The sequence below is a fragment of the Aminiphilus circumscriptus DSM 16581 genome, assembly GCF_000526375.1.
GTDB classification, from domain to species: Bacteria; Synergistota; Synergistia; order Synergistales; family Aminiphilaceae; genus Aminiphilus; species Aminiphilus circumscriptus.
Genome location: NZ_JAFY01000001.1, coordinates 1 through 25535 on the forward strand (window position 1 = coordinate 1; position 25535 = coordinate 25535).

The 25535-nt window shown below is 64.1% G+C and carries 19 protein-coding genes, 1 pseudogene and 1 CRISPR repeat array; of the genes and pseudogenes, 11 read left to right on the forward strand and 9 right to left on the reverse strand.

What is annotated here, in order from left to right; all coding sequences use genetic code 11:
- Positions 1-23: 23 nt before the first annotated feature.
- Positions 24-2168: a CRISPR direct-repeat array (repeat unit 30 nt; unit sequence GTTGTGAGCCTTCCTACGAGGGATGGAAAC).
- 96 nt (positions 2169-2264) lie between these two features.
- Positions 2265-2663, reverse strand: a complete 399-nt coding sequence (locus K349_RS0100005) for a type II toxin-antitoxin system HicB family antitoxin (RefSeq protein WP_025745501.1) — start codon at positions 2661-2663, stop codon at positions 2265-2267.
- A gap of 34 nt (positions 2664-2697) precedes the next feature.
- Positions 2698-2823, reverse strand: a complete 126-nt coding sequence (locus K349_RS19915; RefSeq protein WP_338022285.1) for a type II toxin-antitoxin system HicA family toxin — start codon at positions 2821-2823, stop codon at positions 2698-2700.
- Positions 2824-3112: 289 nt separating this feature from the next.
- Here K349_RS19915 and K349_RS0100010 point away from each other — a divergent pair, with 289 nt between their 5' ends.
- From K349_RS0100010 to phoU, 5 genes are all read left to right on the forward strand, one after another.
- The gene (locus tag K349_RS0100010) at positions 3113-5200 is read left to right on the forward strand and encodes an ABC transporter substrate-binding protein (RefSeq protein ID WP_025745503.1); all 2088 of its coding nucleotides are present in this window, start codon (positions 3113-3115) and stop codon (positions 5198-5200) included.
- Between the two features lie 17 nt (positions 5201-5217).
- The gene (locus tag K349_RS0100015; protein ID WP_025745505.1) at positions 5218-6369 is read left to right on the forward strand and encodes an STAS domain-containing protein; all 1152 of its coding nucleotides are present in this window, start codon (positions 5218-5220) and stop codon (positions 6367-6369) included.
- Positions 6366-7295 carry an ABC transporter permease gene (locus tag K349_RS0100020; protein ID WP_025745508.1) on the forward strand — a complete coding sequence of 310 codons (930 nt, stop codon included), beginning with the start codon at positions 6366-6368 and terminating at the stop codon, positions 7293-7295. Before K349_RS0100015 ends, K349_RS0100020 begins: the two co-directional genes overlap by 4 nt.
- Positions 7288-8106, forward strand: a complete 819-nt coding sequence (locus K349_RS0100025) for an ABC transporter ATP-binding protein (protein WP_025745510.1) — start codon at positions 7288-7290, stop codon at positions 8104-8106. Before K349_RS0100020 ends, K349_RS0100025 begins: the two co-directional genes overlap by 8 nt.
- Before the next feature lie 338 nt (positions 8107-8444).
- The gene (gene phoU, locus K349_RS0100030; RefSeq protein ID WP_025745512.1) at positions 8445-9152 is read left to right on the forward strand and encodes a phosphate signaling complex protein PhoU; all 708 of its coding nucleotides are present in this window, start codon (positions 8445-8447) and stop codon (positions 9150-9152) included.
- Between the two features lie 80 nt (positions 9153-9232).
- On the opposite strand, the gene K349_RS0100035 is transcribed toward phoU, so the two are convergent.
- Both K349_RS0100035 and K349_RS0100040 read right to left on the reverse strand, forming a co-directional pair.
- Positions 9233-10993, reverse strand: a complete 1761-nt coding sequence (locus K349_RS0100035) for an aldehyde ferredoxin oxidoreductase N-terminal domain-containing protein (protein ID WP_025745514.1) — start codon at positions 10991-10993, stop codon at positions 9233-9235.
- Between the two features lie 4 nt (positions 10994-10997).
- Positions 10998-11405 carry a 4Fe-4S dicluster domain-containing protein gene (locus K349_RS0100040; protein ID WP_025745516.1) on the reverse strand — a complete coding sequence of 136 codons (408 nt, stop codon included), beginning with the start codon at positions 11403-11405 and terminating at the stop codon, positions 10998-11000.
- Positions 11406-11984: 579 nt separating this feature from the next.
- Between K349_RS0100040 and K349_RS15785 the strand changes: the two are divergent.
- Positions 11985-12265, forward strand: a pseudogene (locus tag K349_RS15785) (IS3 family transposase); the annotation flags it as partial.
- A 605-nt stretch (positions 12266-12870) separates the two neighbouring features.
- Positions 12871-14469: an L-serine ammonia-lyase, iron-sulfur-dependent, subunit alpha gene (locus tag K349_RS0100055; protein WP_025745520.1), complete on the forward strand. Its 1599-nt coding sequence runs from the start codon at positions 12871-12873 to the stop codon at positions 14467-14469.
- Here K349_RS0100055 and K349_RS15790 read toward each other — a convergent pair.
- Entirely contained in the window at positions 14447-15424 is a 978-nt protein-coding gene (locus K349_RS15790) for a muramidase family protein (protein WP_025745522.1), read from the reverse strand. The two genes, K349_RS0100055 and K349_RS15790, sit on opposite strands and share 23 nt — an antisense overlap.
- A 514-nt stretch (positions 15425-15938) precedes the next feature.
- On the opposite strand from K349_RS15790, the gene K349_RS0100065 reads away from it, so the two are divergent.
- The 3 genes from K349_RS0100065 to K349_RS0100075 all read left to right on the forward strand — a co-directional run bounded on the left by K349_RS0100065 (position 15939) and on the right by K349_RS0100075 (position 18556).
- Entirely contained in the window at positions 15939-17243 is a 1305-nt protein-coding gene (locus K349_RS0100065) for an MFS transporter (RefSeq protein WP_157367202.1), read from the forward strand.
- A gap of 135 nt (positions 17244-17378) precedes the next feature.
- On the forward strand, positions 17379-17933 hold the full coding sequence (locus tag K349_RS0100070; RefSeq protein WP_025745526.1) for a nitroreductase family protein: 555 nt from the start codon (positions 17379-17381) through the stop codon (positions 17931-17933).
- Positions 17930-18556, forward strand: coding sequence for a DNA-3-methyladenine glycosylase I (locus tag K349_RS0100075; protein ID WP_025745527.1), 627 nt, complete (start codon positions 17930-17932; stop codon positions 18554-18556). The genes K349_RS0100070 and K349_RS0100075 overlap by 4 nt, the downstream gene beginning before the upstream one ends.
- Positions 18557-18730: 174 nt before the next feature.
- Here the strand turns inward: K349_RS0100075 and K349_RS0100080 are convergent, their stop codons facing one another.
- Positions 18731-19618: a DUF2156 domain-containing protein gene (locus K349_RS0100080; RefSeq protein ID WP_025745530.1), complete on the reverse strand. Its 888-nt coding sequence runs from the start codon at positions 19616-19618 to the stop codon at positions 18731-18733.
- Between the two features lie 374 nt (positions 19619-19992).
- Between K349_RS0100080 and K349_RS0100090 the strand changes: the two genes are divergently transcribed.
- Positions 19993-20331 carry a cupin domain-containing protein gene (locus K349_RS0100090; protein ID WP_025745534.1) on the forward strand — a complete coding sequence of 113 codons (339 nt, stop codon included), beginning with the start codon at positions 19993-19995 and terminating at the stop codon, positions 20329-20331.
- Between the two features lie 470 nt (positions 20332-20801).
- Here K349_RS0100090 and K349_RS0100095 read toward each other — a convergent pair whose 3' ends face one another.
- The 3 genes from K349_RS0100095 to typA all read right to left on the reverse strand — a co-directional run bounded on the left by K349_RS0100095 (position 20802) and on the right by typA (position 25458).
- The gene (locus tag K349_RS0100095; protein ID WP_025745537.1) at positions 20802-21830 is read right to left on the reverse strand and encodes an ABC transporter substrate-binding protein; all 1029 of its coding nucleotides are present in this window, start codon (positions 21828-21830) and stop codon (positions 20802-20804) included.
- Between the two features lie 228 nt (positions 21831-22058).
- Positions 22059-23267, reverse strand: coding sequence for a DVU_1551 family NTP transferase (locus tag K349_RS0100100; RefSeq protein WP_025745539.1), 1209 nt, complete (start codon positions 23265-23267; stop codon positions 22059-22061).
- A 295-nt stretch (positions 23268-23562) separates the two neighbouring features.
- Positions 23563-25458, reverse strand: a complete 1896-nt coding sequence (typA, locus tag K349_RS0100105) for a translational GTPase TypA (protein ID WP_025745540.1) — start codon at positions 25456-25458, stop codon at positions 23563-23565.
- Positions 25459-25535 lie beyond the last annotated feature (77 nt).

A 25535-nucleotide genomic window follows, 5' to 3' on the forward strand; every position in this document is an offset into this window, starting at 1 on the left:
CGCGCACCTCGTGGACGGAACGGGTTGTGAGCCTTCCTACGAGGGATGGAAACTTGAGTATCCGCTCTGCGTCTGTCCTTGCAGCATCGGTTGTGAGCCTTCCTACGAGGGATGGAAACGGGGCTCATCGAGGCCGAGCTGGAGGGCCTCGAACCGTTGTGAGCCTTCCTACGAGGGATGGAAACTGAGGCAGGAAAGAACCGCATCCACAAGGGATTCAGGTTGTGAGCCTTCCTACGAGGGATGGAAACCACGACAAAACAATGCTTCAAAAACAGGTAAACCAAGGTTGTGAGCCTTCCTACGAGGGATGGAAACAGCTCCGCCAGTGACGGAGGCTCCCAGGGGACCTCCGTTGTGAGCCTTCCTACGAGGGATGGAAACAGCGTGTCGTCCGTCTCTATTCCGGACAAAAGCGGAAGTTGTGAGCCTTCCTACGAGGGATGGAAACTAACTTATACCTGCTCGATAGATTTATCCTCTTCCTGGTTGTGAGCCTTCCTACGAGGGATGGAAACCGCAATCGCTGAGAGAGGCGGTGGCCGAATCATGACAGTTGTGAGCCTTCCTACGAGGGATGGAAACCGCCGAGGACAAACGGCGCAGAGCCAAGGATCTCTGCGTTGTGAGCCTTCCTACGAGGGATGGAAACACTAGTGTCTCTAACAGCACCATTGCCGCTGACCACGTTGTGAGCCTTCCTACGAGGGATGGAAACGCCACAGAGTACGGGACATCGAGAAGCGGCTCGTCTTCGTTGTGAGCCTTCCTACGAGGGATGGAAACCCTGCTCAAGGGATGGGGGCTTCCCCGTGCCGCAAGTTGTGAGCCTTCCTACGAGGGATGGAAACACTGCCTCACACATATCTCCATCTGCTCCACCATGAGTTGTGAGCCTTCCTACGAGGGATGGAAACTCAATATCCAAAACGATCTCCAAGAAGGGGGTAATTGTTGTGAGCCTTCCTACGAGGGATGGAAACGACGAGCGGCGGAATCTAAGCCGCTGCAACAGGGAGTTGTGAGCCTTCCTACGAGGGATGGAAACAGTATCTGACGGTACGTCATACCTACACTCTCCTTTGTTGTGAGCCTTCCTACGAGGGATGGAAACATAAGATGGCACTTGACAAGGCGCTAAAATCTGCTGGGTTGTGAGCCTTCCTACGAGGGATGGAAACACTTGAAAACGAGGTGTTTCCCGCACTTCCGCTCGAGTTGTGAGCCTTCCTACGAGGGATGGAAACCTCGTCGTCGTTCTCAAGTGCTTCAATCACGAGCCGTTGTGAGCCTTCCTACGAGGGATGGAAACTCAAACATCCTGTGCCGTTCACTCATCGAGATCACCGTTGTGAGCCTTCCTACGAGGGATGGAAACCAACGTCGTCGTGGAGAGAATGAAGCCCGGTAGGGGTTGTGAGCCTTCCTACGAGGGATGGAAACCTCGGTCCCGTCTTTTTTGAGCAACTGTTTCGATGTGTTGTGAGCCTTCCTACGAGGGATGGAAACCCAGTGATGCGCCGGAGCACACCGGGACCGAAGCCACGGGTTGTGAGCCTTCCTACGAGGGATGGAAACCAAAAACAAACGCCGCGTCGGACCGCCATCCAGCGGTTGTGAGCCTTCCTACGAGGGATGGAAACTAATAATCTGGCGAATAGATTTTATCTCCGACGAAGTTGTGAGCCTTCCTACGAGGGATGGAAACAGTCTTTAAGGCTTTGTCTTTTAAGCTCTTGTCTTTGTTGTGAGCCTTCCTACGAGGGATGGAAACTTTCTATGTCCGGTTCCATGTTTTTCGTCTCGACAGGTTGTGAGCCTTCCTACGAGGGATGGAAACCACGCATACACTGCGCAACATAAGGAACCTTATAGGGTTGTGAGCCTTCCTACGAGGGATGGAAACAATTACCACGGCTGCACAGGAATTTTTTGCCCCTCTGTTGTGAGCCTTCCTACGAGGGATGGAAACATGTCGTCACGCTGCATCAGTGTATCAGCGATGTGGTTGTGAGCCTTCCTACGAGTGATGGAAACTCAAGTGTAAAATGCTAGCATCTTGAGGTGTGTCCGTTGTGAGCCTTCCTACGAGGGATGGAAACTTGTAATACCGCACATCCTTGATTGAACCGGCCCAGGTTGTGAGCCTTCCTACGAGGGATGGAAACACGATACCCGCACGGATGCTGTCGACATCCTTCGACGTTTTGAGCCTTCCTCCGCTGATAGGGTACACTTTGGTGTCCGTTTTTTTCTACCCCTCGTTATACTCCAAGCTTCTCTCGGAGGGCTTCCTGAAGGGTGCTGGAGAAGTTGATCTTGTGTTCCACGGCCATCTCGTTGAGCCATGCCGGGAGGGTAACGTTCTTGCTGACGGATTTTTTCGCTTCCTCTTTGCGGAGAACGTCCATGCGCACGTCGATCAGGACGGCGACTTCGTCTTTTTCCGGTCGCAGTTTGTTGATCGGGGTGGGGGCGGGGATGGGATCGTTATCTTCTTCCATGCAGAGTAAATGTCCTCCCAAAGCATCCTTGGCGCTGGCGATGGCGTCGACGTAGTCCTTCCCGAAGGTATTGCAGCCCGGAAGATCGGGAAAGCGGACGCAGACATGCGTTCCATCTTCGGAGAGCAGTGCGGGGTATATGCGGACATCCTTTTTCATCCCAGTTCGTCTCCTTTCCAAAAGTGGGGCTATTTCAGCCCCGCCTGTTGCATGATGTTTCCAAAGGTTTTCGGCGGAACGCTTTTTTGGGGTGTTTGACCGTGACCTTTCCGGGTTTTGTCGGATGCTTGAAATGATGGTGGCTCCCGACCGTTTTTATCCAGTACTAGCCATCCTTTTCGAGAATCCTGATTATCTCGCTGGATTTCATTGCCTCTCCCTGATGCTCATAGCATGACGCGCATTATTATGCGCGTCAAGTTTTTGGTCACCCCCTGCGCGGGGGCGTGGATTGAAACGAAGTTCCCTCCCGACAGTGAAAAGTGTTGTCCCGCGCCCCAGATCGTGTCATCCCCCTTGACATGTTCCGGTAAATTCGTATACCGTCCGGTTTTAGCTCTCTTATCGACTGCTATCGGCTGCTATCGACTGCGAGGTGTTGTGCTGACATGGTCCGGCTTATGAAGAGTCTGTTTCTCGGCCTCTTTCTCATCGTCGCCGCAAGCGCGGTGCTGCTGGTTTCCGACTACCGGGGGCGGGTGCAGAACATGTCCGGAACGCCTGGTGGCTCGGCTTCCAATGGCCTGGCTGCCGATGGCCCGGCGGCGGCGTTGCACGGCAAGGTTCGGGCGGGCAGTCCGGTTCGCGTGGCGGTGCTCAAATGGACGGCTTCGGTGACCACCGACGAGACGTACGAGGGGCTGGTGGCGGGGCTGGCGGAGCGCGGCTTCGAGCATGGCAAAAACGTGACGCTGGAAAAGTTTTCCGCCGAGGGAGACATGCCCACCGCCGTGAGCATGGCCCAGAACGCCTGCGGAGGCGACTACGACCTGATGCTCACCATCAGCACGCCCATGCTGCAGGTGGGGGCTACGGCCAACAAGGAGGGGAAGGTGGTGCACGTTTTCGGGGCGGTCACCGATCCCTATGCCGCCGGAGTGGGCATCAGCCGTGAAAATCACCGGGAGCATCCCGCATGGCTCACGGGGGTGGGGACCTTCCAGCCGGTGCGCGAGGCGCTGGAGCTGACGAAGAGGCTCTACCCTGACCTGACGCGCATCGGGACGGTGATGAACCCCTCGGAGGCATGCTCCCAGGCGTGTTACGAGCTGGCGAAAAAGACCTGTGCCGAACTGGGAGTGGAGCTGGTCGCCGTGACGGTCGACAATTCGTCGGCGGTGTATGAGGCGGCGTCGGCGCTGGCGTCGCAGGGCGTACAGGCCTTCGCCATCGGGGGCGACAATTCGGTGGAGTCGGCCTTCGACTCGGTGGTGCGGGCGGCGGATGCGGCGGGCATTCCCGTGGTGGGCTACGCCTCCATGTACGCCGAGAAGGGGGCGCTTTTTGGTCTCGGAGCGAACTACGTGGAAGTGGGGCGCATGCAGGCGCAGGTGGCGGCGGATATCCTCGGAGGCGCTTCTCCCGCGGACATTCCCGTGGAAAACGTGATGCCGCTCAAGCTGTCGCTGAACAAAAACGTGCTGAAGAAGCTGCGCGATCCCTGGCGCATTCCTCCCGAGGTGGAGGCGCAGGCGGCGATCATCGTGGACGAGTCGGGGACGCGGCATCTGTCGCAGGAGGTTCCCGCGCCCTTGGGGGTGCCGAAGGCGGGAGCGGGCGCCGCTCCTGGGGCTCGCCGATGGAACCTGCATTATCTGAATTACGTGGACTCCGCGCCGCAGGAGGAGACGCTCCGCGGCTTTCTGAAGGCGCTTCGGGACGAGGGTTGGACCGAGGGGAAGGAATACACGCTGACGGTGTCAAATGCTCAGGGGGACATGCCGACGCTTGCCGCCATGGTGGACAACGTGCTGACCCAGAACGCGGACATGCTGGTGCTCACCTCCACCCCAACCCTGCAGACGGCGGTGAAGAAGGTACGTGACATTCCCGTGATCTTCGGTGTGGTGGCGAATCCCGTGCTGGCAGGGGCGGGCACGAGCGACACCGACCATCTGCCCAACGTGACGGGCATCTCCTCGGCGTCGGCCTACGACGAGGGCGCGGCGGCGCTGCTCGCGTGCCTGCCGGGGGCGAAGCGCGTGGGAACCCTGGTGAACCCGTCGGAATCGAACTGCGTCTACAACTTCGAACAACTGAAGGCGGTCTTCGCTGCAAAGGGGGTCGAACTCGTCTCCGTTCCCGTCTCGACGCCCACGGAGATTCCCGACGGCGTCCGGGCTCTCCTTTCGATGAACGTCGATGCGGTGCTGCAGGTGGCGGGGAATCTGTTCTTCTCCTCCTTCGCTCCCATCTCGAAGGCATGTCTGGAGGCGAAGACGCCCCTCTTCGGGTTTGACACCGCCACTGCGGTCAAGGGCGGGGCGGCGGTGGCCGTGGCGCGCGACTACGTTGCCGGGGGTGAGGACATGGGGCGCGTGGCCCTGCGCGTGCTGCGGGGCGAAAAACCCGCCGCGATTCCCTTTTCCCCCATCAGCAGGACCATCGTCACCATCAACGAGAAAAACGCGGCACGCTACGGGCTCGACATTCCCGCCTCGCTTCGGCAGCGGGCGAACATCGTTTCGGGCGAGTAGCGAAAGGAGAAGGGACCATGCAGATCGAACGGCGGGAAGAACAGAACGGGCTGGCGCTGCTGCTTCGGGGGCGGCTGGATGCGGGACGTTGCCGCATTCTGGAGGACGAGCTGGAAGACGCCATCAGGCAGGGTTTTCATCGCATTGTGCTCGACATGGACGAGGTGCTCTTTCTCAGTTCCGCGGGCATTCGCAGCCTGTTGCGCTACAAGAGGACGCTGACGGCGCTCGGGGGTGATCTGGCGATCCGGCGGCCCTCGGAGTTCGTGCGGGAGATTCTGAACATGGTGGGGATGACCGCGTTCTTCGTCGAGGGAGATGCGACGGCGCCCGCTCATGCGGCGGAGAAAATCGCCCGGTTCGATCTGGGGGCCGGGTCGTTCCGGGCGGAACTGTTGGGAGCGGGGGAGGCGCGCTCCTTCGGGTCCGGCAGTTGGGGATTCGGCATCGGTTCCTTTGAAAAGGAACGGCGCGACAGCGGAGAAGTGTTGGCGGCGGAGGGATTCGCCCTGATGCTCCCGCCGGGGGACGGGCAGACGCCGGATTTCATGGCCGCCTCGGGTGATTTCGTCCCCTCGGTGCACTTTGCGTCGGGGGTGGTGCTGGAGGGCGCGCCCTCGTGCTGTCTGCGCTTTTCCGAGAGTCTGCCGGGAATGCCCCTGTCGGAGCTGGTGACTCTTGCCCTCGATGCCGTGGGAGCGCCGGCGGCGGCCCTGGCGCTGGTGGCCGAAACGTCGGGGCTCGTCGGGGCAAGTCTGAGCGTGCCCGGCCCGGAGGCCCTGCCGGATGAGGGATTTTTCGCCTTTCCCGCGGTGCGCGAGCATCTGGACTACCGTCCCGAAAAGCGTTTCGACCGTCATCTGGCGGTGGTGGTGGGTCTGGCGGTCCGGGGCGACGCGGGAGCCCTCGCCCCTCAGGTGCGGCCCCTCGCCGGAGGAGAGGCGCTTTCGGGGCACTTTCACGCGGCGGTCTTTCCCTTCAAGGCCATTCCGCAGGGCCGGGTGGAGTTGCCGTCGGTGCTCGCCAAACTGTTCGATGCCGTGGATCCCGTGGGGCTGCTGCATCTGCTGCACGACCGGCGCCCCATCTCCGGCGCCGGAGAGAGCGCCTTCCTGAGCGGGGCACTGTGGGCGGGCGCCCTGGCGGGGCTGGAAGGAGGCCGGGCGTGAGTCTTCTTATCGGGGCTCTCACCATGGGTTTTCTCCTTTCGCTGATGGCCCTGGGGGTCTACCTCACTTTCCGCATTTTCGGTTTCGCCGACCTCGCCACCGACAGCATTCTCACCCTGGGAGCCGCCGTGGCGGCGGTGCTGATGGCGGGCGGCGTTCCGCCGGCGCTCGCCACGCTGGCCGCCGTGGGGGCGGGCATGCTGGCCAGCGGCGTCACCGGTGTGCTGCACACGCGGTTCCACATCAACAATCTGCTCTCGGGCATTCTGGTGATGACGGGGCTCTACTCGGTGAACCTGCGCATCATGGGGGGGAGCAATGTTCCTCTGTCGCAGACCGTCACACTGGTGGACAGCGTGGGAAATGCGGTGCGGCGCCTGACGGGGTTCGACAGCGTGCGGATCTCCATCTGGCAGGTTTCCGTGGGCGATCTGGCGGTGCTCGGCGGCGCTTTTCTGCTGGCGTGCTTGTTCGGTGTGGCGCTGTGGGCCTTTCTGCGGACCGATTTCGGCATCGCGCTGCGGGCGTCGGGTGATAACAGCCAGTCCGCGCTGGCGCAGGGTGTGAGCGCCTCCAACATGCTGCTCTTCAGCCTGATGCTCGCCGGGGGGCTTTCGGCCCTCACCGGGGCGCTGCTGGCCCAGTATCAGGGCTTCGCCGACGTGCAGATGGGAGTGGGCACGCTGGTGCTGGGGCTCGCCAGCGTCATCATGGGGCAGGCGCTGGTGCGCACGCGCTCCATCGGCATCTCCCTCGCCGGGGCGGTCATGGGGTCGGTCCTCTTCCGCCTCCTGGTCTCCATCGCCCTGCGCTGGGGGCTGAATCCCAACGACCTCAAGCTGATCACGGCGCTCTTCGTGCTCGCCACGCTGGTGTTGCCCGGTCTCCTGGGGCGCCTGCGGAAGGGGACGGTGCGCCATGCTTGATATACAGAACGCGGTCAAGACCTTTCATCCCGGTACCGAGAACGAGGTGCGTGCCCTGCAGGGAGTGGAGCTGCGGGTGGAGGACGGCTCCTTCGTGGTGGTCATCGGCACCAACGGGTCGGGTAAATCGACGCTGCAGAACGCCGTGTCGGGAAGCTTCTTCCTCGACGCGGGGCGCATTCTGCTCGCCGGTCAGGACATCACCCGGTGGCCCGAGCATCGCCGGGCGTCGCTGATCGGGCGCGTCTTCCAGAACCCCTTCAGCGGCACGGCTCCCAACATGACCGTGGGGGAAAACCTCGCTCTCGCCGCCCGGCGTGGTCTGCGGCGCACGCTGCGCCCAAACGCGTTCGCCCTGCCCGGGTCCAGGAATGCCTTGGCCGAGCGGGTGCGCTCTCTGGGGATGGGGCTTGAGAACCGCCTGGAAAACGAGATCGGTTCGCTCTCCGGGGGGCAGCGGCAGGCTCTGACGTTGCTGATGGCCACTCTGCGCCGTCCCGAGCTGCTGCTGCTCGACGAGCACACGGCGGCCCTCGATCCCCGGGCGGCGGACATGGTGATTCGCGTCACCGACGATCTGGTGCGCGAGGGAAGACTCACCACCCTGATGGTGACTCACTCGATGCAGCAGGCGGTGAGTCTGGGCGACCGGTTGATCATGATGCACCGGGGGCGCATTGTGGCCGACATTTCGGGGTCGGAGAAGAAGCGCCTCCGCCCCGGCGACCTGCTGGACCGCTTCGACGCCATCAAGCGCCGCGAGCAGATAGATCCCTCGGTGGCGGAGATGCTGCGGGAGATGTACGTGTAGGGATTCCGGCGCGGCGCGGACGTCGTCTTCGTCGCCGGCTGTTTCTGTGTGGCCGTTTTTACCGACCTGTGACCTCCGTTTTCTTGACAGAGGGCCGCAAATCGCGTGTACTCTGAAGAGGAATTCGAAAGAGGCGCCTTTCCTGTCGCGAAGAGGCGGTTGTTGAGGTTCTCAAGGGGAGACGAAAGAGGTATCCGAAAGAGGCGTTCGGAGAAAACTCGGAGAAAACGACGGAACCGGCGGGCGTAACGGAACGAACGAACGAGCGGAAGATCGGGGTGCCCGGGGCTGTTTTTGTCTGGTCTGGCGACGGCGGCAATTCCCTTGGAGGGGGAGACATGGCGGAATATTCGTCCCGGAACAATTTTCACGTGGAGCTGAAGATGCTCGAGTCCGATCTCGTCCGGCTCGGAGGAAACGCCCAGGACGCGCTCACCAACGCCACGTGGGCGCTGAAGGAGAGGGATCTCTCCCTGGCTCGGGAAGTGTTTCAGGACGAGGAGGCGACGAATCTTCTGGCGGAGCGCATCGATTTCCAGGGATTCCAGCTCATCGCCCGAAACCGTCCCATGGGGCAGGATCTCCGGATCGTCTCCGCGGTTCTCCACATGGCGGTGGATCTGGAGCGCATCGCCGACTACGGCGTGAACATCGCCAAGATCGCTCTCGAGATCGGCGACGCACCCTTCGTGAAGCCTTTGGTGGACATTCCCCGCATGGCGACCCGGGTGCGCGAGATGATCGGCGGAGCGCTCTGCGCGTTTCTCGGGCGGGACGCCGCGGCCGCCCGGGAGATCTGCCCTCTGGACGACGAGGTGGACGATCTGGAAAAGCGGATCATACGGGATCTCATCGATCTCATGACCCGTGATCACCGGACCATTCCCCAGGGCACGCGGCTTCTCCTCGTGGCGAGAAACCTGGAGCGTGCGGGCGACCACGCCACCAATCTGGCGGAGCGCATTCTCTTCATGATCACCGGCGTGGCTGAAAAATCCTGTTCGCTCCGGCGCCCTCTCTGCGAGGGCCCCGAGGAGTTCTGCTGAATCTGCCGGCGCAGGGGCGCTCTCCTTGATCGTGCGATGAGCGCACGGCGAGGGAACGCCCCTGCGCCGCGAAAGATGCCCTATTGGGTTGTCTCCGGGGATGCGGGGGCGATGTCCGCCAGCTCCAGATAGAGGCGCACCCGCTCGGCCAAGCGCTCCCGGTCGAGAGGGCCGTTGCTGGTCTGCACGGAGAAGAGTTTCTCCGGAATGACCACCTTTTCCGGGGAGAATCCGCAGGCCCTCTTCCAGGCGTGTTTTCTCCGGAGTGTCTCCTCTCCGAGGCGGCGAAGCTCTTCGGGCGTGCGGGAAATGCCCAGGGCGGCCAGGGCCGCCGAGATGGTCTCGCCGTCGTAGATGCTCCGGGCGAAGAGGCAGGTGACGAGAGAGTTGGTGACCATGCGCCACTGGGCGTCCTTCACCTGCGCCGCCACCTGTTCCCGCAGGGGCTGGGGCTTGCCGAGAAGCTTCTGATCGATGCCGTAGCCGCCGTCGTCCAGATGAGAGTGGCGCACCCCCATGATCCAGGTCAGAAGGGCGTTTTCGCCCGTGAGATAGCCCGCGGGCTCCAGCCCGCCGAAGTGCATGGCGAACCGCTCGCCGCCGTAGACGGCGGCACAGTGGGCCGTTCCCTTCTCGAGGTCGCGGTAGAACTGCCCCGCTCCGGTGCGGATGCGGTGCAGAACCTCCAGATAGCCTCCGGCGTCGCCGAACTGAATGGGGAGCCCTTCCGTGACGTCCAGGCCGATGACGCCCGAGAGAAATGCCTCGGAGGCCCAGGCGAGAGTGCACCCCATGCTCATGGCGTCCCAGCCCTCTTTCTCCACGGCGAGGATGAGGCGCAGCACGTCCTCCGGGGAGCCCAGGCTCAGCTGCGTTCCCAGGGCGTAGATGAGTTCGTAGTCGTAGGGGACCTTGGTGGTGCGGTAGTGGTAGGGCTTGAACTCCTCCCGGATCTCCGCCACGTGGATGCAGCCGCACTGGCAGTGTGCGCAGGCGGTGTGCTGCACGAGCCAGTCCCTGGCAAAGCTCTCCCCGGAGAGCGCTTCCGCCCCCTCGAAGTACCCCTGGGAGAAATTGCGCGTGGGCAGCCCCCGGATGGCGTTGAGGGTGAGGATGTTCCCCGCCGTTCCGAGGTCGTGGTACTTGCGCATCTCCCCCGAGTGGACCACCTTGTCGTAGATGCCCTGGTAGGTGTCGCGGTAGCTCTTGAGGTTCTCCGGAACGAAGGCGCCGCTGCCGCTCACGAGAATCGCCTTGAGGTTCTTCGCCCCCAGCACCGCCCCGAGGCCGAGGCGCCCGAAGTGACGCGAGGAGTCCACGGTGGCGCAGGCGAGAGGGGAGAGGCGTTCTCCCGCGGGGCCGATGCGGACCACGGAACTCTTGCGCCCCTCCTGGGGGTCGAAGTCCCGAAGAATGCGCTCCGTGGCGAGGGCGGACTTGCCCCAGACGGTGCGGGCGGAGTGAAAGCGCACCTCGTGGTTGTCGATGGTGAGAAAGATGGGGTGTGGCGCTCTGCCGGTGATGATCAGGGCGTCGATGTCCGCTTCGCGCAGGGCCGCGGCGAGGCGACCTCCCGCGTGGGACTCGCCCAGTTCTCCCGTGAGGGGAGACTTGAAAAGCGCCACCGTCTTGGTCGCCACGGGATAGAGCCCGCTCAGGGGACCGATGACGAAGACCACCGGATTGTCCGGCCCCAGGGGGTCGCAATCGGGCGGGCAGTGCCGAAAGAGCAGCTCCGTTCCCGCGGCGGTGCCGCCGAGCCAGGTGTCGAAAAGCTCCCTGTCCCGGACGAGCCGGGACGTTTGCGCGGAAAGATCGACGAAGAGCAGATTCTCCTGCATGGGATCAGGCCTCCTCCGTCAGGGTCAGGACATTGTTGGGACAGAAGCGGGCGCAGGTGCCGCAGTGCACGCAGGGAAGGGGGATGCGCTCCTCCTCGTCCCACTGAAGCGCCTTGAGCACGCAGGCGCGGACGCAGGCGCCGCAGGAGATGCAGCGTTCCTTCTCCAGCCTTACGCCTCCCTGGGGTTGCACCACCAGCGCCCCCGCGGGGCAGGCGGCGGCGCAGTCCGGTTCGGCGCACCGCAGGCAGGTTCGGAGAGAAAAGGCCCCCTCCACGCCGGAATAGACTCGCACCCGCAGGGCCGCCTTGTTGGTGCTTCCCGCCCTGCGGAAGGTGCGACTGCAGGCGTACATGCAACTGAAGCACCCCACACACTGGTCCCGGTTCGCCACGGTCAGTCTCTTGCTCACGCAAAGATCCCCCTCTCCGTTTCTGCCGCTCTTTTCCCTTCTGTTTTCTTCCGTTTTCGTCCGTTTGCCCTTCCGCCCCGTGCCGTACAGGACCGTTTTGTCGTGCGCGCCGTGCCCCGTTCCGCCCTGTTCCGATCCGTCTCGTGTCGATCCGCCGCCGATTTCCCTCGCGTTTGCGTCGCCACGGAGCGAAAGGCCACACTTTCCCGTCTTTTCGACGGATTTCGGAAATAAAGAAAGGAGCCCTTGAAAAGGGCTCCCGCTCTTCGTCTGGGGGGAGTGGCGTGATCGTCCTTTGTTTGGATGCCATCCTAGGGGAACACCCGGAGAATGTCAAGAAGAACGGCTTTCCGTGGTTTGTCGTATACTGCATGGAAATGTTTGCGATTGTTCGAAATGGCAATGGCAATGGGAATGGAAATGGAAATGGAATGGTGCGCCTCTTCCGCCTTGGTCTCTGGACGGGGCGTGCGCCATCTGGGAAGATGAACGTGTCCGCTCCGCCGCGCACGCCGCCGCGGGCACGCCCCGGAAAACGCGGCGGGGCGAGAGGGCTCGGCAACACGGACGATGGCAGCGGCTGGTTTGATTCATCATTCCGACCGTGGCAGTCAGTACTGCGCCGCGGGCTACCGAAAACTCCTTGACCAGTTCAAAATGCGGGCATCGATGAGCCGCCGGAGGAACTGCTATGACAACGCGCCCATTGAGAGTTTTTGGGGTGTGCTGAAAAACGAACTCGTTCATCATCGCCGTTACGAAACCCGGCAGGAAGCTATACGGCAGATCACGACGTACATCGAAATCTTTACAATCGGCAGCGACGGCAGAAGAGGCTTGGTTATGGAAGCTCTGAATAAAGACCTTTGGCTTTTCCTTGACTCGGGTCGCATCAGGCTCTGCGAGGTGCCCCGCGGGGCTGACGTAGCCTTATTCAGAGATTTCTTCTCTCTCCCCTGTCTCCTATGAGAAACAATTTTTCAAAGAGCAGTAGGCTGCTTACATGTTTTGGTGTCCGCTATCGACGACCGACCCCACTCCGTTGCGTTTGACGTGGCAGTCCAGGGACGCAAAGAACGAAAGCGGCGACAGGCGCGGCGAAAAGCACGAAAAGCAGCGGAAAGAACGGGGGCTTGAATGGTCCTTGCGGAACGGTTTTCCGCTCCGGAGTCCACTTTACGGAGGAGGTTCGCACATGTCCCAAAGCATCTTCAACCACGTGCTCCCCTGTCTCCTATGAGAAACAATTTTTCAAAGAGCGGTAGGTTGCTTACATGTTTTGGTGTCCGCTATCGACGACCGACCCCACTCCGTTGCGTTTGACGTGGCAGTCCAGGGACGCAAAGAACGAAAGCGGCGACAGGCGCGGCGAAAAGCACGAAAGCAGCGGAAAGAACGGGGGCTTGAATGGTCCTTGCGGAACGGTTTTCCGCTCCGGAGTCCACTTTACGGAGGAGGTTCGCACATGTCCCAAAGCATCTTCAACCACGTGCTTGGCCCCGTTCTGCACGGGCCGTCCAGCTCGCACACCGCCGCGGCGTACCACATCGCGGCGCTGGTGCGCTCCTTTCTGGGAGAAGAGCCCGTGGAGGCGCACGTCGCCTTCGACGAAAACGGCTCCTGGGGGCAGGTGTACGCCCAGCAGGGGAGCGATCTCGCCTTCGCCTGCGGCGTGCTGGGATGGCCCATCGACGACGGGCGGTTCTTTGAGGCGCTGGAGACGGCGCGCCGCCAGGGCGTGACCGTGGCGTTTTCCGTGACGACCCTGCCGGGAGCGGAGCACCCCAACGACATGGATGTGCGCCTTCGCGGGCGGAACGGCGGTGAACTCCGTTGCCGTGCTCGTTCCGTTGGGGGTGGAGCGGTGCTTCTCACCGAGATGGACGGACACCCCGTGCACCTTGAAGGAGACGCCCACGACGTGGTGGCTCTCGTGCCATCCAGGGAGTGCGCCCGGGCGGTGTGCGCCGCCCTGGAGCGGGACGGGGCGTGCCCCGGAGAGATGGTGCTCTCCGACGCGAAAGAGGGGGTGCACCTGGTCGTGTCCTGCCGCCGTGCGCCCTCGCCGGAGGTTCGGAGGGCTCTCGAGGCGCTCCTCGCGGAGGAGCGCGCCCGAAGCGGCTTCGCCGAAAGCGTGCTCCGCGTGGGAACCCCCGTCTTCTTCGTTCCCGCCGGGGAGCCTCTCTTCACCTCCGCGGCGGAGGCGATCCGCCTTGCGGAGGAGCGGGGATGCGGGCTCGGAGAGATCTCCCGGGCCTACGAGGCGCAGCTCCTGGGACTTTCCGAGGAGGCAGTGACCGCCGAGATGACCCGCCGCTACCGGATCATGCGGGCGTCGGTGGAGCGGGGGCTCTGCACCGAGGGAGATCCCATGCGCCTTCTGGACCGCTCCGCGGGCAAGGTGCTCGCGGCGGAGCGGGAGGGGCGCCTCCCTCAGGGAGGGCTTCACACCCGGACGGCGGCCCGGGCGCTTGCGGCCATGCACGAGAACAGCGCCATGGGCGTGGTCGTGGCGGCGCCCACGGCGGGCTCCGCGGGGGTGCTGCCCGCGGTGGCGGTGACGCTCGAGGAGGAGTGGGGGCTTCCGGAGGAGCAGGTGGTGCGGAGCCTCTTCGCCGCGTCAGGAGTGGGGCTGGTGGTGGCCCTTCGGGCCACCTTCGCCGCGGAGGTGGCGGGGTGCCAGGTAGAGATCGGCGCCGCCGGAGCGATGGCCGCGGCGGCGGTGGCGGATGCCTGGGGAGGAAGCGCGCAACTCGCCTGCGATGCCGCGGCGGTGGCGTTTCAGAACACCATGGGGTCCATCTGCGACCCCGTGCAGGGGTGTGTGGAGATCCCCTGTCATACCCGGAATGCCGTGGCCGCCGCGTCGGCCTTTGTCTGCGCGGATCTCGTCGCCGGAGGCTACGTCAATGCCATTCCCCTGGACGAGACGGTGGACGCGGTGTACGCCGTGGGGACCATGCTTCCGGCGGAGCTGCGCTGCACCGCCCGGGGCGGGCTTTCTCTGTGTCCCTCCGCGCTCGCGCTGCCGATGCGGGATCTCAGGGCTTCGCGCCGGGAATGAAGAGTTCGCTTCCCGCCACGACGGTCTCTCCCTGGAGATCCGGATTCGCCCCCGCGATGGCCGATGCGGCGACGCCGTAGCGGGAGGCGATGGCGTTGAGGGATTCGCCGCTTTTCACGGTGTGGAAGACACCGTTCCGGTCGGGAACGCGGAGCTTCATTCCCGGCTGGAGGCGGTTCGGGTCGGTGAGCGCGTTGGAGCCCAGCACGGTGGCGACGGTCACGCCGTATTTGGTGGCGATGGACCAGAGGGTTTCCCCCGCGGCGACGGTGTGGACGGTGGTGCGCGGCGCCCCAGGGCGGGCCGGGGCCTGGGCAGGCGTCTCGGTGCGCACGGGTTGGGCCATTCCCGGAGAGGCGGCGGCGCCTGCGGCGGGAGTTGTGGTCGCGGTCGGAGCGGAAGCGCTTCCCGCTGCAACGGGAACCCGCAGGACCTGCCCGATCCGGATGGGATAGGGGGATTTCAACCCGTTCGCGTCCGCCAGAGCCTGCACGGTGGTGCCGTACCGGCGGGCGATCACGGACAGGGATTCTCCCGCCGCGACGGTGTGCTCCCGGAACGTCTGGGGGGAGGGTGCCCGGGTCGGCGCGGCGGCACTTGTGCCGGAGCCGACCGGAACGGCCACGACTTCCTCGGTGCTTGTGGCACCCGTCGGGGTGTTGCTTCCGCCGGCGGCGACGGAAGTCCCTTCGCCTCCGGGGTGGGCTGCCTCCAGGGGCTGCGCCGCCGGATCCTCCGGGAAGGGAGCCTCGGTCGGTGCGGCGGGAGAGAGCGTCTCGGAGAGCTTCGCCGGCAGTTCCGCCTTGGGGTGCAGGGAGAGGATGGCGAAGGAGAGAACGCCGATGACGGCGCCGAGGAGTACGATGCTCTTGAAGGTGCTCCGCCACTCGTCGCGGACCCGGTAGGCGCGGCTGAGCATGATGTCGTCGTCCCGCTCACGCGATTTTCGGAACATGGTGGTTTCCTCCGTTTTCTCGTCTTCGACGCGTTCTGCGTCCTCTCCGGCGGAGAAGGACGGAGCGTCGTGCCTTGGAAAAGATTTCCGGGAGACGCTCGCCCGAATGCGACCGAACCGGGACCGGTCGGTTCCATCCGGCCAGGACCTGGGCAGGAAGGAACGTTCCGGAGGGTTTCGGGGATTTTCGGCGGCGTACGGCGTCTCTTTCTCAGAGGTACATAGTACACCATTCGATCCGGCGCGTCGCAAGGGTCATTTTGCGGAAACGGTCCAGGTCGTTCCGTCGCGGACGAAGAGGTGTGCGGTTTTTGTGCCGCCCGGCCCGGGCGGTCCGGAGCGAGGGAAGGGGAACGCATCGCGGGAGAGCTGTGGTACGTTGCGGGACGCTTCGTGGACTGGCCGCTGCGAGAAGGCTTTTGTGTTGTGTACCGAAGGCGCCTTGGGGCGGGGTATTTTTTTGCGCCGCCGGAAAACTGCCGCGGAATGACGCGGAGAAGGAGTGGAACGAAACGTGGAGCAGGACAGGGAGAGTGTGAAAAAACGATATTCCCGGCGATGGGCCATCTGGGGCATCATGGCCCTCGCTTTCATGGTGGTGTTCTTCCACCGGCTCGCGGTGGGGGTGGTGCGGGACGATCTCGTGGCGTCCTTCGGGCTCTCCGACGGCGCGTTCGGCACGCTGGCGTCGATGTATTTCTTCGCCTACATGCTCATGCAGATTCCCGTGGGAATGCTCGCGGACAGCCTTGGCGCACGGGTTATCGTCTCCGCGGGGGTGGCGCTCTCCGGCGTCGGGTCGCTGCTCTTCGCCTTCGCGCCCTCGGAGGCATGGCTCTATCCGGCGCGCTTTCTCGTGGGGCTGAGCGTCGCCACGGTGTTCGTGTCCATCCTGAAGATCATCTCCCAATGGTTTCTTCCCGAAGAGTTCGCCACCATGACAGGGTACACGAACTTTCTCGGCAACCTGGGAGGGCTTCTCGCCCAGACGCCCCTGGCGTGGCTCGTGGTGCTCTTCACCTGGCGTGGCACCTTCGCGGGGATCGGAGTGTTCTCCCTGGTTCTGGCGTTCTGCTGTTACCGGATCATCCGGAACTCCCCCGAGGACGTGGGGTTGCCTCCTCTGGTCGAGGAAGGAGGCAAAGGAGGCGGCGCAAAGGATCTCCTGCCGGCCCTCGCGGAAGTTTTTCGGAGCCGGGGGCTCTTTGCCTCCTCCATGGTGAATGCCATGTTCGTGGGCACCTATTTCGCCCTGGCCGGGGCCTGGGGCGTTCCCTTTCTCAACGCCGTGTACGGTTTCGACAAAACCCGGGCGGCGAATCACGTGGTGCTGCTCATTCTGGGGGCCATGTTCGGAGGCATCATCCTGGGGTGGTTCTCGGACCGCCTCGGCAGGCGACGGCCCCCGATCCTTTTCTTCGGGGGGATCTACCTCGTCCTGTGGGCGCTTCTGATCTTCTGGCCCGGGGGGAGGCTTCCCGAAGGAATCCTGAAGCCCTACCTTTTCGCCATGGGATTTTCCTGCATGTCCTTCGCGATTTCCTTCGCGGTGGTGAAGGAGGTCAACGCTCCCCGCTTCGCCGGAATGGCCGTGTCGGTGCTCAACGTGTGGGGATTTCTGAGCATGGCGCTCCTTTCTCCCGCCATCGGGGTGCTCCTGGACCACTTCAGTGCTGGTGCGCCCCTGGAGATCGCCTACCAGCGAAGCTTCTGGGTCTGCTTTCTCGCAGTGGCGGCGGGGTTCGTCTGCGCGTTCTTCGTTCCGGAGACGCGGTGCAGAAACGTCTATGTCCCAAGGGTTCCGGCTCCTCCCCGGTAGAGCAGGAGGAGACCGTTTCCGGTAGGGGCGTTTTTCCGATCCAAGAAATGGCGTTTCGCACCATCGGAGCGGTTGGAGTATGATGCACTGGAAGGCGAAGTGAAATTCGTATGCCGGATGAAGGAGGGGTTTTTCGTGAACGTAGTGCTCGAAACGATACGGAACAGGCGGAGCGTGCGGAAATATCTGCCCGGACAGATCAAGGAGGTGGAGCTTCAGGCCATTCTCGAGGCGGGGGCTTTTGCTCCGAGCGCGCACAACGATCAGCCCTGGCATTTCACGGTGATCCAGAAGAAGGAACTCCTCGACGAACTGAGCCGGAAGACCATCGCCCTCATGGCGCAAAGTCCCCTGGAGTGGGTTCGGAAGATGGCCGCCCGGGAGGGATATCATCTCTTCTACAACGCGCCCACGGTGATCGTGGTGTCCGGCAGGGATGACGCCATGTCGCCCCTGGTGGACTGCTCCGCCGCCATCCAGAACATGCTTCTCGCCGCAGAGGCCGTCGGCGTCGGGAGTTGCTGGATCGGTCTCGTGCGCCATCTTTTCGCGAAGAGGGAGGAACTCGGCGCGTTGCAGCTCCCCTCGGCATACACACCGTATTATGCGGTGAGCTTCGGATACCCCGACCCGAGCGTCCCCCTCGTCGCCCCAGCCCGCAGGGAGGGGACGGTGACCTACATCCGGTGAGGGAGGACGTTGTGTCGCCGGAGCGCCTGCGTTGCCCCTGGGCGGGAAGCGACCCGCTCTACCGGACCTATCACGACCGGGAGTGGGGTGTCCCCGTCACGGAGGACCGCCTCCTCTTCGAATTTCTTCTCCTCGAGGGCGCCCAGGCGGGGCTTTCCTGGATCACCATTCTGCGCAAGCGGGAGGGATACCGGAAAACCTTTGCCGGGTTCGATCCGCAGGAGGTGGCCCGCTGGGACGAGGGGCGGGTGGAGGCGATCCTCGCCGATCCCGATGCGGGCATCGTGCGGAACCGCAGCAAGGTGCGGGGCGCCCTGGCCAACGCACGGGCCTTCTGCGCCGTGCAGGCGGAGTTCGGCTCCTTCGCGGCCTATATGTGGCGCTTCGTCGAGGGAGTCCCGATCACGAACAGGTGGGAGCGCAACGAGGACGTTCCCGCCGTCACGCCCCTGGCGGAGCGCTTCAGCAGGGATCTCAAGGCCCGGGGGTTTTCCTTCGTGGGACCCACCATCTGCTATGCCCACATGCAGGCCGTGGGCATGGTGAACGATCATCTGGTGTCCTGTTTCCGCCACGCCGAGGTGGCGGCCCTTGCGGACGGAGTGGCGCGCCGCCTCCTCTGAGTGCGAAGATGTGCGAGAGGCCGGAGAGAGGAGCCCGGAGGCAAGGAATCGCCCCTATGCGGGGACCCGGTGCATTCCGGTGCATGGGCGAGGACGAAGGACGTGTGCGTGCGCGGAGGGCTTTCGCGAAGACGTGCGGGGTGACGAACGCCGCCGTGACCGGAGCGGGCTCCGTCAGCGGAACAGGACCGTCTCCTTGCGGAGAAACGCCACGGGGCGGTAGGAGAGTTTTGCCTGGCGGATGCCCGGATCGTCCAGATCCTCTTCGCGGTTCACCAGGACGAAGGGGGCTCCTTCGGCGGCGAGGAACAGACGGTTGATGGCCTGGTAGGCTCCGGGCACGTCGGGGCAGGCCTTTTCGAAATGAATGGCCACCGTCGTCGCGTCCAGAACGCCCGCGACGGTGTAGGCCACGATGACACCGTCCACGTCGAGGACGCCCCCGAGCAGTCCGTCGAGCTTCTCCCAGGCGCCGAGAACCCGCAGGATGGCCTTGTGTTCCGCTCCGAGATCCCGTGGAGAGGTGTCGCCGAACCGTTCCATCCAGCGTTCCTGAAAAGCGATGATCGCGGGGATCTCCTGCCGGGTCAAGGGGCGGTAGTGGAAGCGCCCTTCGTGGTGGCGCAGGAACTGGTTGTATTTCTGCCGTCGCTTCATGAAAGAGTTTCCGGAAAGATGCACCAGGTCGGACACGCGGTGGAGATATTCCCACTGTCCCCGCTGTTCCGTCCGGACCACCCGCTCCGGCAGCGCCTTCGCCCAGAGGTCCGCCAGTTCCTCCGGAACGGCGAAGAACTCCGTCGGCTCAGGAAATTCCCGCTGGAGAAGCGTTTTCCAGTCCACCCGGTTCCATTCGCCTACGGGGGCGAAGAGGAGTGGCACCGGGCCGGTCTGGCGAGGCCAGACGAGGAAATCGTCCCAGGCCCATTCCATAACGTAGGTGTCCATCCATCCCCAGAGAGAGACGAAGGATTCCAGGGCGGGGTGGAGAGGGCATTTTTCGAAGAGAGCCCGGTAAGCCGCCTGGCGTTCCAGAGAGATTGGTTCGAAAGTCAGCGTCATGTCATTTCTCCTTGCAAAAGGGGTTGGGGGTATAGTGAGAAAACTGTTCCTGCGCATTGTAGGGCGGAGTTCGTGGGAATGCAAGGGAACCGGACTGGTGGCGGCGGAACAGGGCGCCCGGAACAGCGTTGGAGACACGAGCGGAGCGCAACGGCGGAAACAGGAGCGCAAACAAAAGCGGGAACAGAGCGTGACGACGGAGATGTTGGAGATATTGGAGATATTGGAGATATTGGAACGGGGGCCGATCTTCGTTGCAGGCGCGACGCCTCGGGAGGAAAGGGGCCTTTCCGCTTCCGACTCCGCTCGGTGGAAGGCGTGCACCGGCCTTCGCCGGAACGGAGCGAGACGTTCGGAGTGAGGAGGAAAAGACGATGCCGTTCATTTCGTGGAATGAGTTGCCCGAGAGAGAGGTCACCAAGGGGTTCCATGCCCGCATGGTTCACGGGGAGAAGGCCACCCATTCTCTGTGGCGTATCGAGGAGGGGTCCGTTCTGAAGCTCCATTCCCACCCCCACGAGCAGTTCACCTACGTGCTGGAGGGAGCGCTGGAGCTGGATGTGGAGGGAGAGGTCCGGGTGCTGCGCCCCGGCGAGGGAGCGTATATTCCCTCCGACACGCCCCACATGGGAAAGGCGCTCCGTCCGTGCCTCGTCATGGATTTCTTCGCCCCCGTGCGGGAGGACTACCGGGACGCGGAGCGCCCGCGCTAGACGCGCCGCACGCGGGAGGGCGCGCCCTTTGCGGATTTCGGGAGCGGAGCACGAAACGAGCCGACGCTGGATTGACGGCGTCGGCTCGTTGCCTTGTGGAAGCCTTTGTGTGGAAGCGCTTGGGAACCTCTGAATAAGGCTGCGTCAGCCTCGCAGGGCACCTCGCGAAGCCTGATGCGACCCGAGTCAAGGGAAAGCGCAAGACCTTTATTCAGAGCTTCGGAAGCTCTGAAAAATGCTGCGCCGCTCTCGGAAAAATGCGATGCAAACTGCGATTTGGAGAGGACAAATCTCACTTGATCAGGGCTTCCCTTCCTCAGGGCTTCCCTTGCTCTGAATCCCCGTGCGCGAGTGCCGGACGGAAGCGCTTTGTGGTTCGAAAACAATTCGTGATTTGCAAACGTTCGAAAGATGTCGTGCCCGAAAGCTTGCCGGATACCGGAGAGACGTGGCGCCTCCGGGGCCCGTGCTCATTCTTGGGAGGTCTTTGGGTAAAAGAGGTCGAGAAGCACCCTCGCCCCCTCTGTGACCCGGAGCAGGGAGGGGCGGCTCACCAGCTCTTCGGGAATCGTCGCGATGCGGGCGTTTCCGAGTCCGGCCGCCCAGGGACGGGCGCGCACCTCCTCTTCCGTGGCGTCGTTCATGGGGCCCCGCTGCACCAGATAGACGTCGAGTCCCCGGGAGGCGTAGCCCAGCAGGCGCTCGACACCGCAGGCGGCGAGGGCGCTTCCCTCCCGGAGGGGCGTGAGATCCGCGGCGACGTTCTCCCCTCCCGCCACGGCCAGAAGGTGGGCCGCCCAGGAGCGGGGCGCGCAGGTGTGCAGCTCCCGGCCCGTGCTCTCCAGAAAAACCCGCACGGGCGGCGCCGCCCCCCGCCTGCGGGATGCCTCCTCCGAGACGAGGGCGAGTTCGGCGAGGGTCTTGCGCCACGCCGCGCTCCCTTCCGGAACGCCCAAAAGCAGGCCGAGGTGTTCCAGGTAGGCCGGCATGCTCTCCCACTCGGGAGGCGCCAGGGAGACCACCGCCACGCCCGCCCGCTCCAGCGTGGCAATCGCTCCGGGCGAGAGGCTCTCCACGAGAGGGCGCAGAAGCACCAGGTCGGGCGCCAGGGCGAGGATGCGTTCCGCGTCGATCTTGGCGGGAAGGCGGGGAAGCTCCGGAAAGAGCGCCGGATCGTCCGCTCGGGAGACCGCCACGAGACGTTCCGCCGCACCGAGGGCGACGAGATTTTCGCTGTGCCCCGCATAGAGGGAGACGATGCGCGCTGCCGGAGCGGCCAGAAGGCAGGTCCGCCCCGCGTCGTCCACGATGCGGAGGGCGTTCTCCGGACGCGCCTCCTCCGTCGGCACAGGTGTCTGTGCCAGGGCCGGAAGTGCGCCGAAGGTTCCGAGGAGTCCCGGAAGGATCGCAAACCCGAGGAGGACCCAAAGCCGGAACGTTCGGACTGTTCCCGGAGGACCTTGTGCCCCACCTCGCCGTGCGGTCGTTCGGATGGTCATGGTTGCATCGCCTCCTGAGTCGTGATGGTTGAGGAGATCCTCCGGGATCCGAGGCGGGGATGTCCGGGAAGTTCCTCTCCGGAATTCCTCCACGGGGAGGAGCGGCCCGCCGGATCGCGGCGTGGTCGTTTCCGCGGGTCGGAAGGTCCTCTCCGCGAGAAGTGTTTTTCAGCGTCCCTTTGGCGCGTTTTCAGCGTCCTTCAGACGTGTCCGGCGTTTGTTTGGGCTTCAGGCACCTCCTGGTTCTTTCGGCGCGTTCTCGGGTGTTTCGAGCGGGGCAAGAAGGTCCTCGGGGCTTTTTCCGAGTGTCGCCTCCAGGAGACGCGCCACGGAGGATGCCCGTTCGAGCCGCTCCCGGCCACGCCGCAGCGCCTTCGGGTCGCCCTGGTATTTCGTCTCCAGGCCGGCGATGCGCGTTTTTAAGGAGACCACGCGGTGGTCGTCCACGAGTTTGTCCGCGAGATAGAGGAGGTTCGCCTCGTCCAGGACTGGAGGCAGGGAGGCGGGCAGCTCCATGTGCACCGCCGTGAGAGCCGCGACGGCGCCGTAGCCGTGGGCGCGCAGAAAGGCCGCGCCCGCCTCGGCGTGGTGCTTTTCGAGGCGTTGCACGTCGTGGAGCAGCGCCGCCGACCGGAGCAGGGGAAGGTCCAGCGGCACCCCCGAGGCGGCGAGAGCCTCGCCGAGTCGCGTCGCCACCGCCGCGACGGTGCGGCAGTGGATGCGCACCCGCTCGGGCGTGTCCGCGACGTTCCAGAGGGCCTCGCACTCCTCGTCCGTGGGGGCGGATTCCCGAAGGGCGTAGGCGGCGAGGCGCCGGTAGTCCTCGGGGGTATCCATGTCGAGGAGGACGCTTGCATCGGGGACGGAGCAGGTCTGTACGTCCGCTCCGTCGAGCACGTCCCGGAGTGTTCCGTTCGTTCGGGCGAGGATGGCTTTCCTCAGCGGGCCCGCCAGAAGAGGAGGGTGTCCCCGCTCGCCCGCGAAGAGAGGATGGACGACGAGGGAAAGAGACTCCAAGGGTGTTCCCGCCCGGTGTGTCGCGTCGGCGAAGGCCGCGAGGAGCGCCCGATAGGTGACGGGTTTCACCAGAGGGGTGTCGCCGGGGAGGAGGAAGAACGCCCCGGTCTCCTCCGGAAGGGCCGCCGCACCGGTCTGCACGGAGGAGAACATCCCCTCCTCGTAGCGGTCGTTGTGCGCGGTGCGGGCGCCGAGGCGGGCCGCCTCGGCCTCGACTTCCTGCCGCCAGTGTCCCGTGACGATTACCACGTTTTCCACCCCCGCGGCACGGAGCCGCGTCACCGCCTGGGCCAGGGCGGAGATGCCCCCCAGTTCCAGAAGCAGCTTGCAGCGCCCCATGCGGGAGGAAAACCCTCCCGCGAGAAGCACCGCCGCCGGAGCGGCGGGGAACGTCCCCTGCGACGACGGGAACGTCGTCATGGGGCTTCTCCCCCCGGCGTCGCCAAGGACGGGCAATTTTCAGTGCGGTGTCCGGCCCATGTGCTCATGGTCCTCGCCTCTTTTCCTTTCGGAAGCGCTGAATAAAGGCCTTTCACTTTCCCTTGACTCGGTCGCGTCAGGCTCTGCGAGGCGCCCTGCGGAGCTGACGCAGCCTTATAGGGAACATGCTCAACCCCTTTGGCAAGGCCCTCGCAGAAGAGGGGCTTCGAAGGCGGGATAAGCCGTTACCGTGTCTCGTGCGCAGGGTCAGGGCGATGTGCACGGCTTATTTCGTTCAGGCGGTGCGCCCCTCTTCCTGCTGCCGCTTGCGCTCGATCTTCTTGCGGGTCTCCGCGTCGAGAACGGCCTTGCGGATCCGAATGGAGCGGGGGGTGATCTCCACGAGTTCATCGTCGGCGATCCACTCCAGTGCCGCGTCGAGGCTCATCTTCCGCGGCACGTTGAGCACCACCGTGGTCTCCTTCGTGGCGGAGCGGATGTTCGTCGCGGCCTTCCTCTTGGTGGGGTTGCAGGGAAGGTCGTTGCCGCGGCTGTGTTCGCCCACCACCATTCCCTCGTAGATCCGGTCTCCCGGCTCGACGAAGAGCACACCCCGGGGCTGAAGGTTCTCGAGCTGGTACGACGTGGCCTCTCCCGTGTCCATGCTCACCAGGGAGCCCCGGGTGCGCCCGGTCACGTCGCCACGCCACAGATCGTAGCCGATGACCCGGGAGGACATGATCCCCAGTCCCCGGGTGTCGGTGAGAAATTCGTTGCGGTAGCCGATGAGCCCTCGGGTGGGGATGGTGAACTCCAGACGCAGTGTCCCCGTGCCGAGGATGGCCACGCTGGTGAGTTCGCCCTTGCGGCGGGCGAGTTTTTCGATGACGACGCCCTGATACTCCTCGGGAACGTCCACCACGAGCTGTTCCATGGGCTCCAGGAGATTTCCCTCCTCGTCGGTGCGGGTGATCACCTCCGGGCGGGAGACGCAGAGTTCGAGCCCTTCCCGGCGCATCTCCTCGATGAGGATGCCCAGGTGCAGTTCGCCCCGCCCCGACACCTTGAGCCCGTCGGCGCGGCCCAGATCCTCCACCCGGAGGGCCACGTTCGTCTTCTGCTCCCGTTCCAGGCGTTCCCGGATCTGGCGCAGCGTCACCGCCTTCCCCTCCTGCCCGGAGAAGGGGCCGGAGTTGACGAGAAAGAACATGGACACCGTGGGCTCCTCGATCTCCAGAGGAGGGAGGCACGCCTCGGGCGTCTCCGGCGCGGCGAAGGTGTCGCCGATGCCGATCTCCTCCGATCCGGCGATCCAGACGATGTCCCCGGCGCTCGCTTCTTCCAGAGGCACCCGCTCCAGTCCCCGGGTTCCCCAGAGGTGAACGCAGCGCTCCGGCGAGGTGCTCACCTTTTCCCAGGCGGTGCGCTTCGGGTCCTTCCAGCGCACGGCGGAGCGCAGGAAATCCGCTCCCTTCCGGATGGATCCCTGGAGAATCTTGCCGCAGCCGATGCGGCCGATGTAGTCGCTCCATTCGAGGGTGCTCACCTGCATCAGAAACGGCGCCGACAGATCCGCCCGGGGGGCGGGCACGTGCTCCACGATGGCCTCGAAGAGGCGGTCCATGCCGTTCCGGGGGTCCTTGTCGAGGTCGCGCACCATCCAGCCGTGCAGCCCCGATCCGTAGAGCACGGGGAAATCCGCCTGCTCGTCCGTGGCGCCCAGTTCGAGAAAGAGGTCGAAGGTGCGGCTGAGGGCGTCGTCGGGGGAGGCGTTGGGGCGGTCCACCTTGTTCACGATGACCAGGGGGCGGTAGCCGAGGGCGAGAGCCCGCATGAGCACGTAGCGGGTCTGGGGCATCGGGCCTTCGCAGGCGTCAACCAGAAGGAGCACCGAATCCACCATGGAGAGGACCCGCTCCACCTCGCCGGAGAAATCCGCGTGTCCCGGCGTGTCCACGATGTTGATCCGGTAGTTCTGCCATTCCACGGTGCAGTGTTTGGAGCGGATGGTGATACCCCGTTCCCGTTCCAGGTCGCCCGAATCCATGAAGCGCTCGGAGACGCGGGCGTTGTCCCGGAAGACGTGGGCGGCGCGGAAGATGCCGTCGATGAGAGTGGTCTTGCCGTGGTCGATGTGGGCCACGATGGCTACATTGCGGATGCCTTCCGCTCGGGGAAATGTCGAATCCATGGGAGTTCCTGCCTTTCTTCTCTTCGTAGGAAGTGCGAAATGTTCCGGCGGTCGCGCCGCGTGCCGGAATCCGACAA

What these genes read in the sequence shown, in the direction of transcription:
- K349_RS15790 (WP_025745522.1), bottom strand. Translation starts at nt 15,424, where the DNA reads ATGTTCCGAAAATCGCGTGAGCGGGACGACGACATCATGCTCAGCCGC.
- K349_RS0100005 (WP_025745501.1), bottom strand. Translation starts at nt 2,663, where the DNA reads ATGAAAAAGGATGTCCGCATATACCCCGCACTGCTCTCCGAAGATGGA.
- K349_RS0100095 (WP_025745537.1), bottom strand. Translation starts at nt 21,830, where the DNA reads ATGACCATCCGAACGACCGCACGGCGAGGTGGGGCACAAGGTCCTCCG.
- K349_RS0100025 (WP_025745510.1), top strand. Translation starts at nt 7,288, where the DNA reads ATGCTTGATATACAGAACGCGGTCAAGACCTTTCATCCCGGTACCGAG.
- K349_RS0100015 (WP_025745505.1), top strand. Translation starts at nt 5,218, where the DNA reads ATGCAGATCGAACGGCGGGAAGAACAGAACGGGCTGGCGCTGCTGCTT.
- K349_RS0100035 (WP_025745514.1), bottom strand. Translation starts at nt 10,993, where the DNA reads ATGCAGGAGAATCTGCTCTTCGTCGATCTTTCCGCGCAAACGTCCCGG.
- typA (WP_025745540.1), bottom strand. Translation starts at nt 25,458, where the DNA reads ATGGATTCGACATTTCCCCGAGCGGAAGGCATCCGCAATGTAGCCATC.
- K349_RS0100080 (WP_025745530.1), bottom strand. Translation starts at nt 19,618, where the DNA reads ATGACGCTGACTTTCGAACCAATCTCTCTGGAACGCCAGGCGGCTTAC.
- K349_RS0100100 (WP_025745539.1), bottom strand. Translation starts at nt 23,267, where the DNA reads ATGACGACGTTCCCGTCGTCGCAGGGGACGTTCCCCGCCGCTCCGGCG.
- K349_RS0100010 (WP_025745503.1), top strand. Translation starts at nt 3,113, where the DNA reads ATGGTCCGGCTTATGAAGAGTCTGTTTCTCGGCCTCTTTCTCATCGTC.
- K349_RS0100055 (WP_025745520.1), top strand. Translation starts at nt 12,871, where the DNA reads ATGTCCCAAAGCATCTTCAACCACGTGCTTGGCCCCGTTCTGCACGGG.
- K349_RS0100090 (WP_025745534.1), top strand. Translation starts at nt 19,993, where the DNA reads ATGCCGTTCATTTCGTGGAATGAGTTGCCCGAGAGAGAGGTCACCAAG.
- phoU (WP_025745512.1), top strand. Translation starts at nt 8,445, where the DNA reads ATGGCGGAATATTCGTCCCGGAACAATTTTCACGTGGAGCTGAAGATG.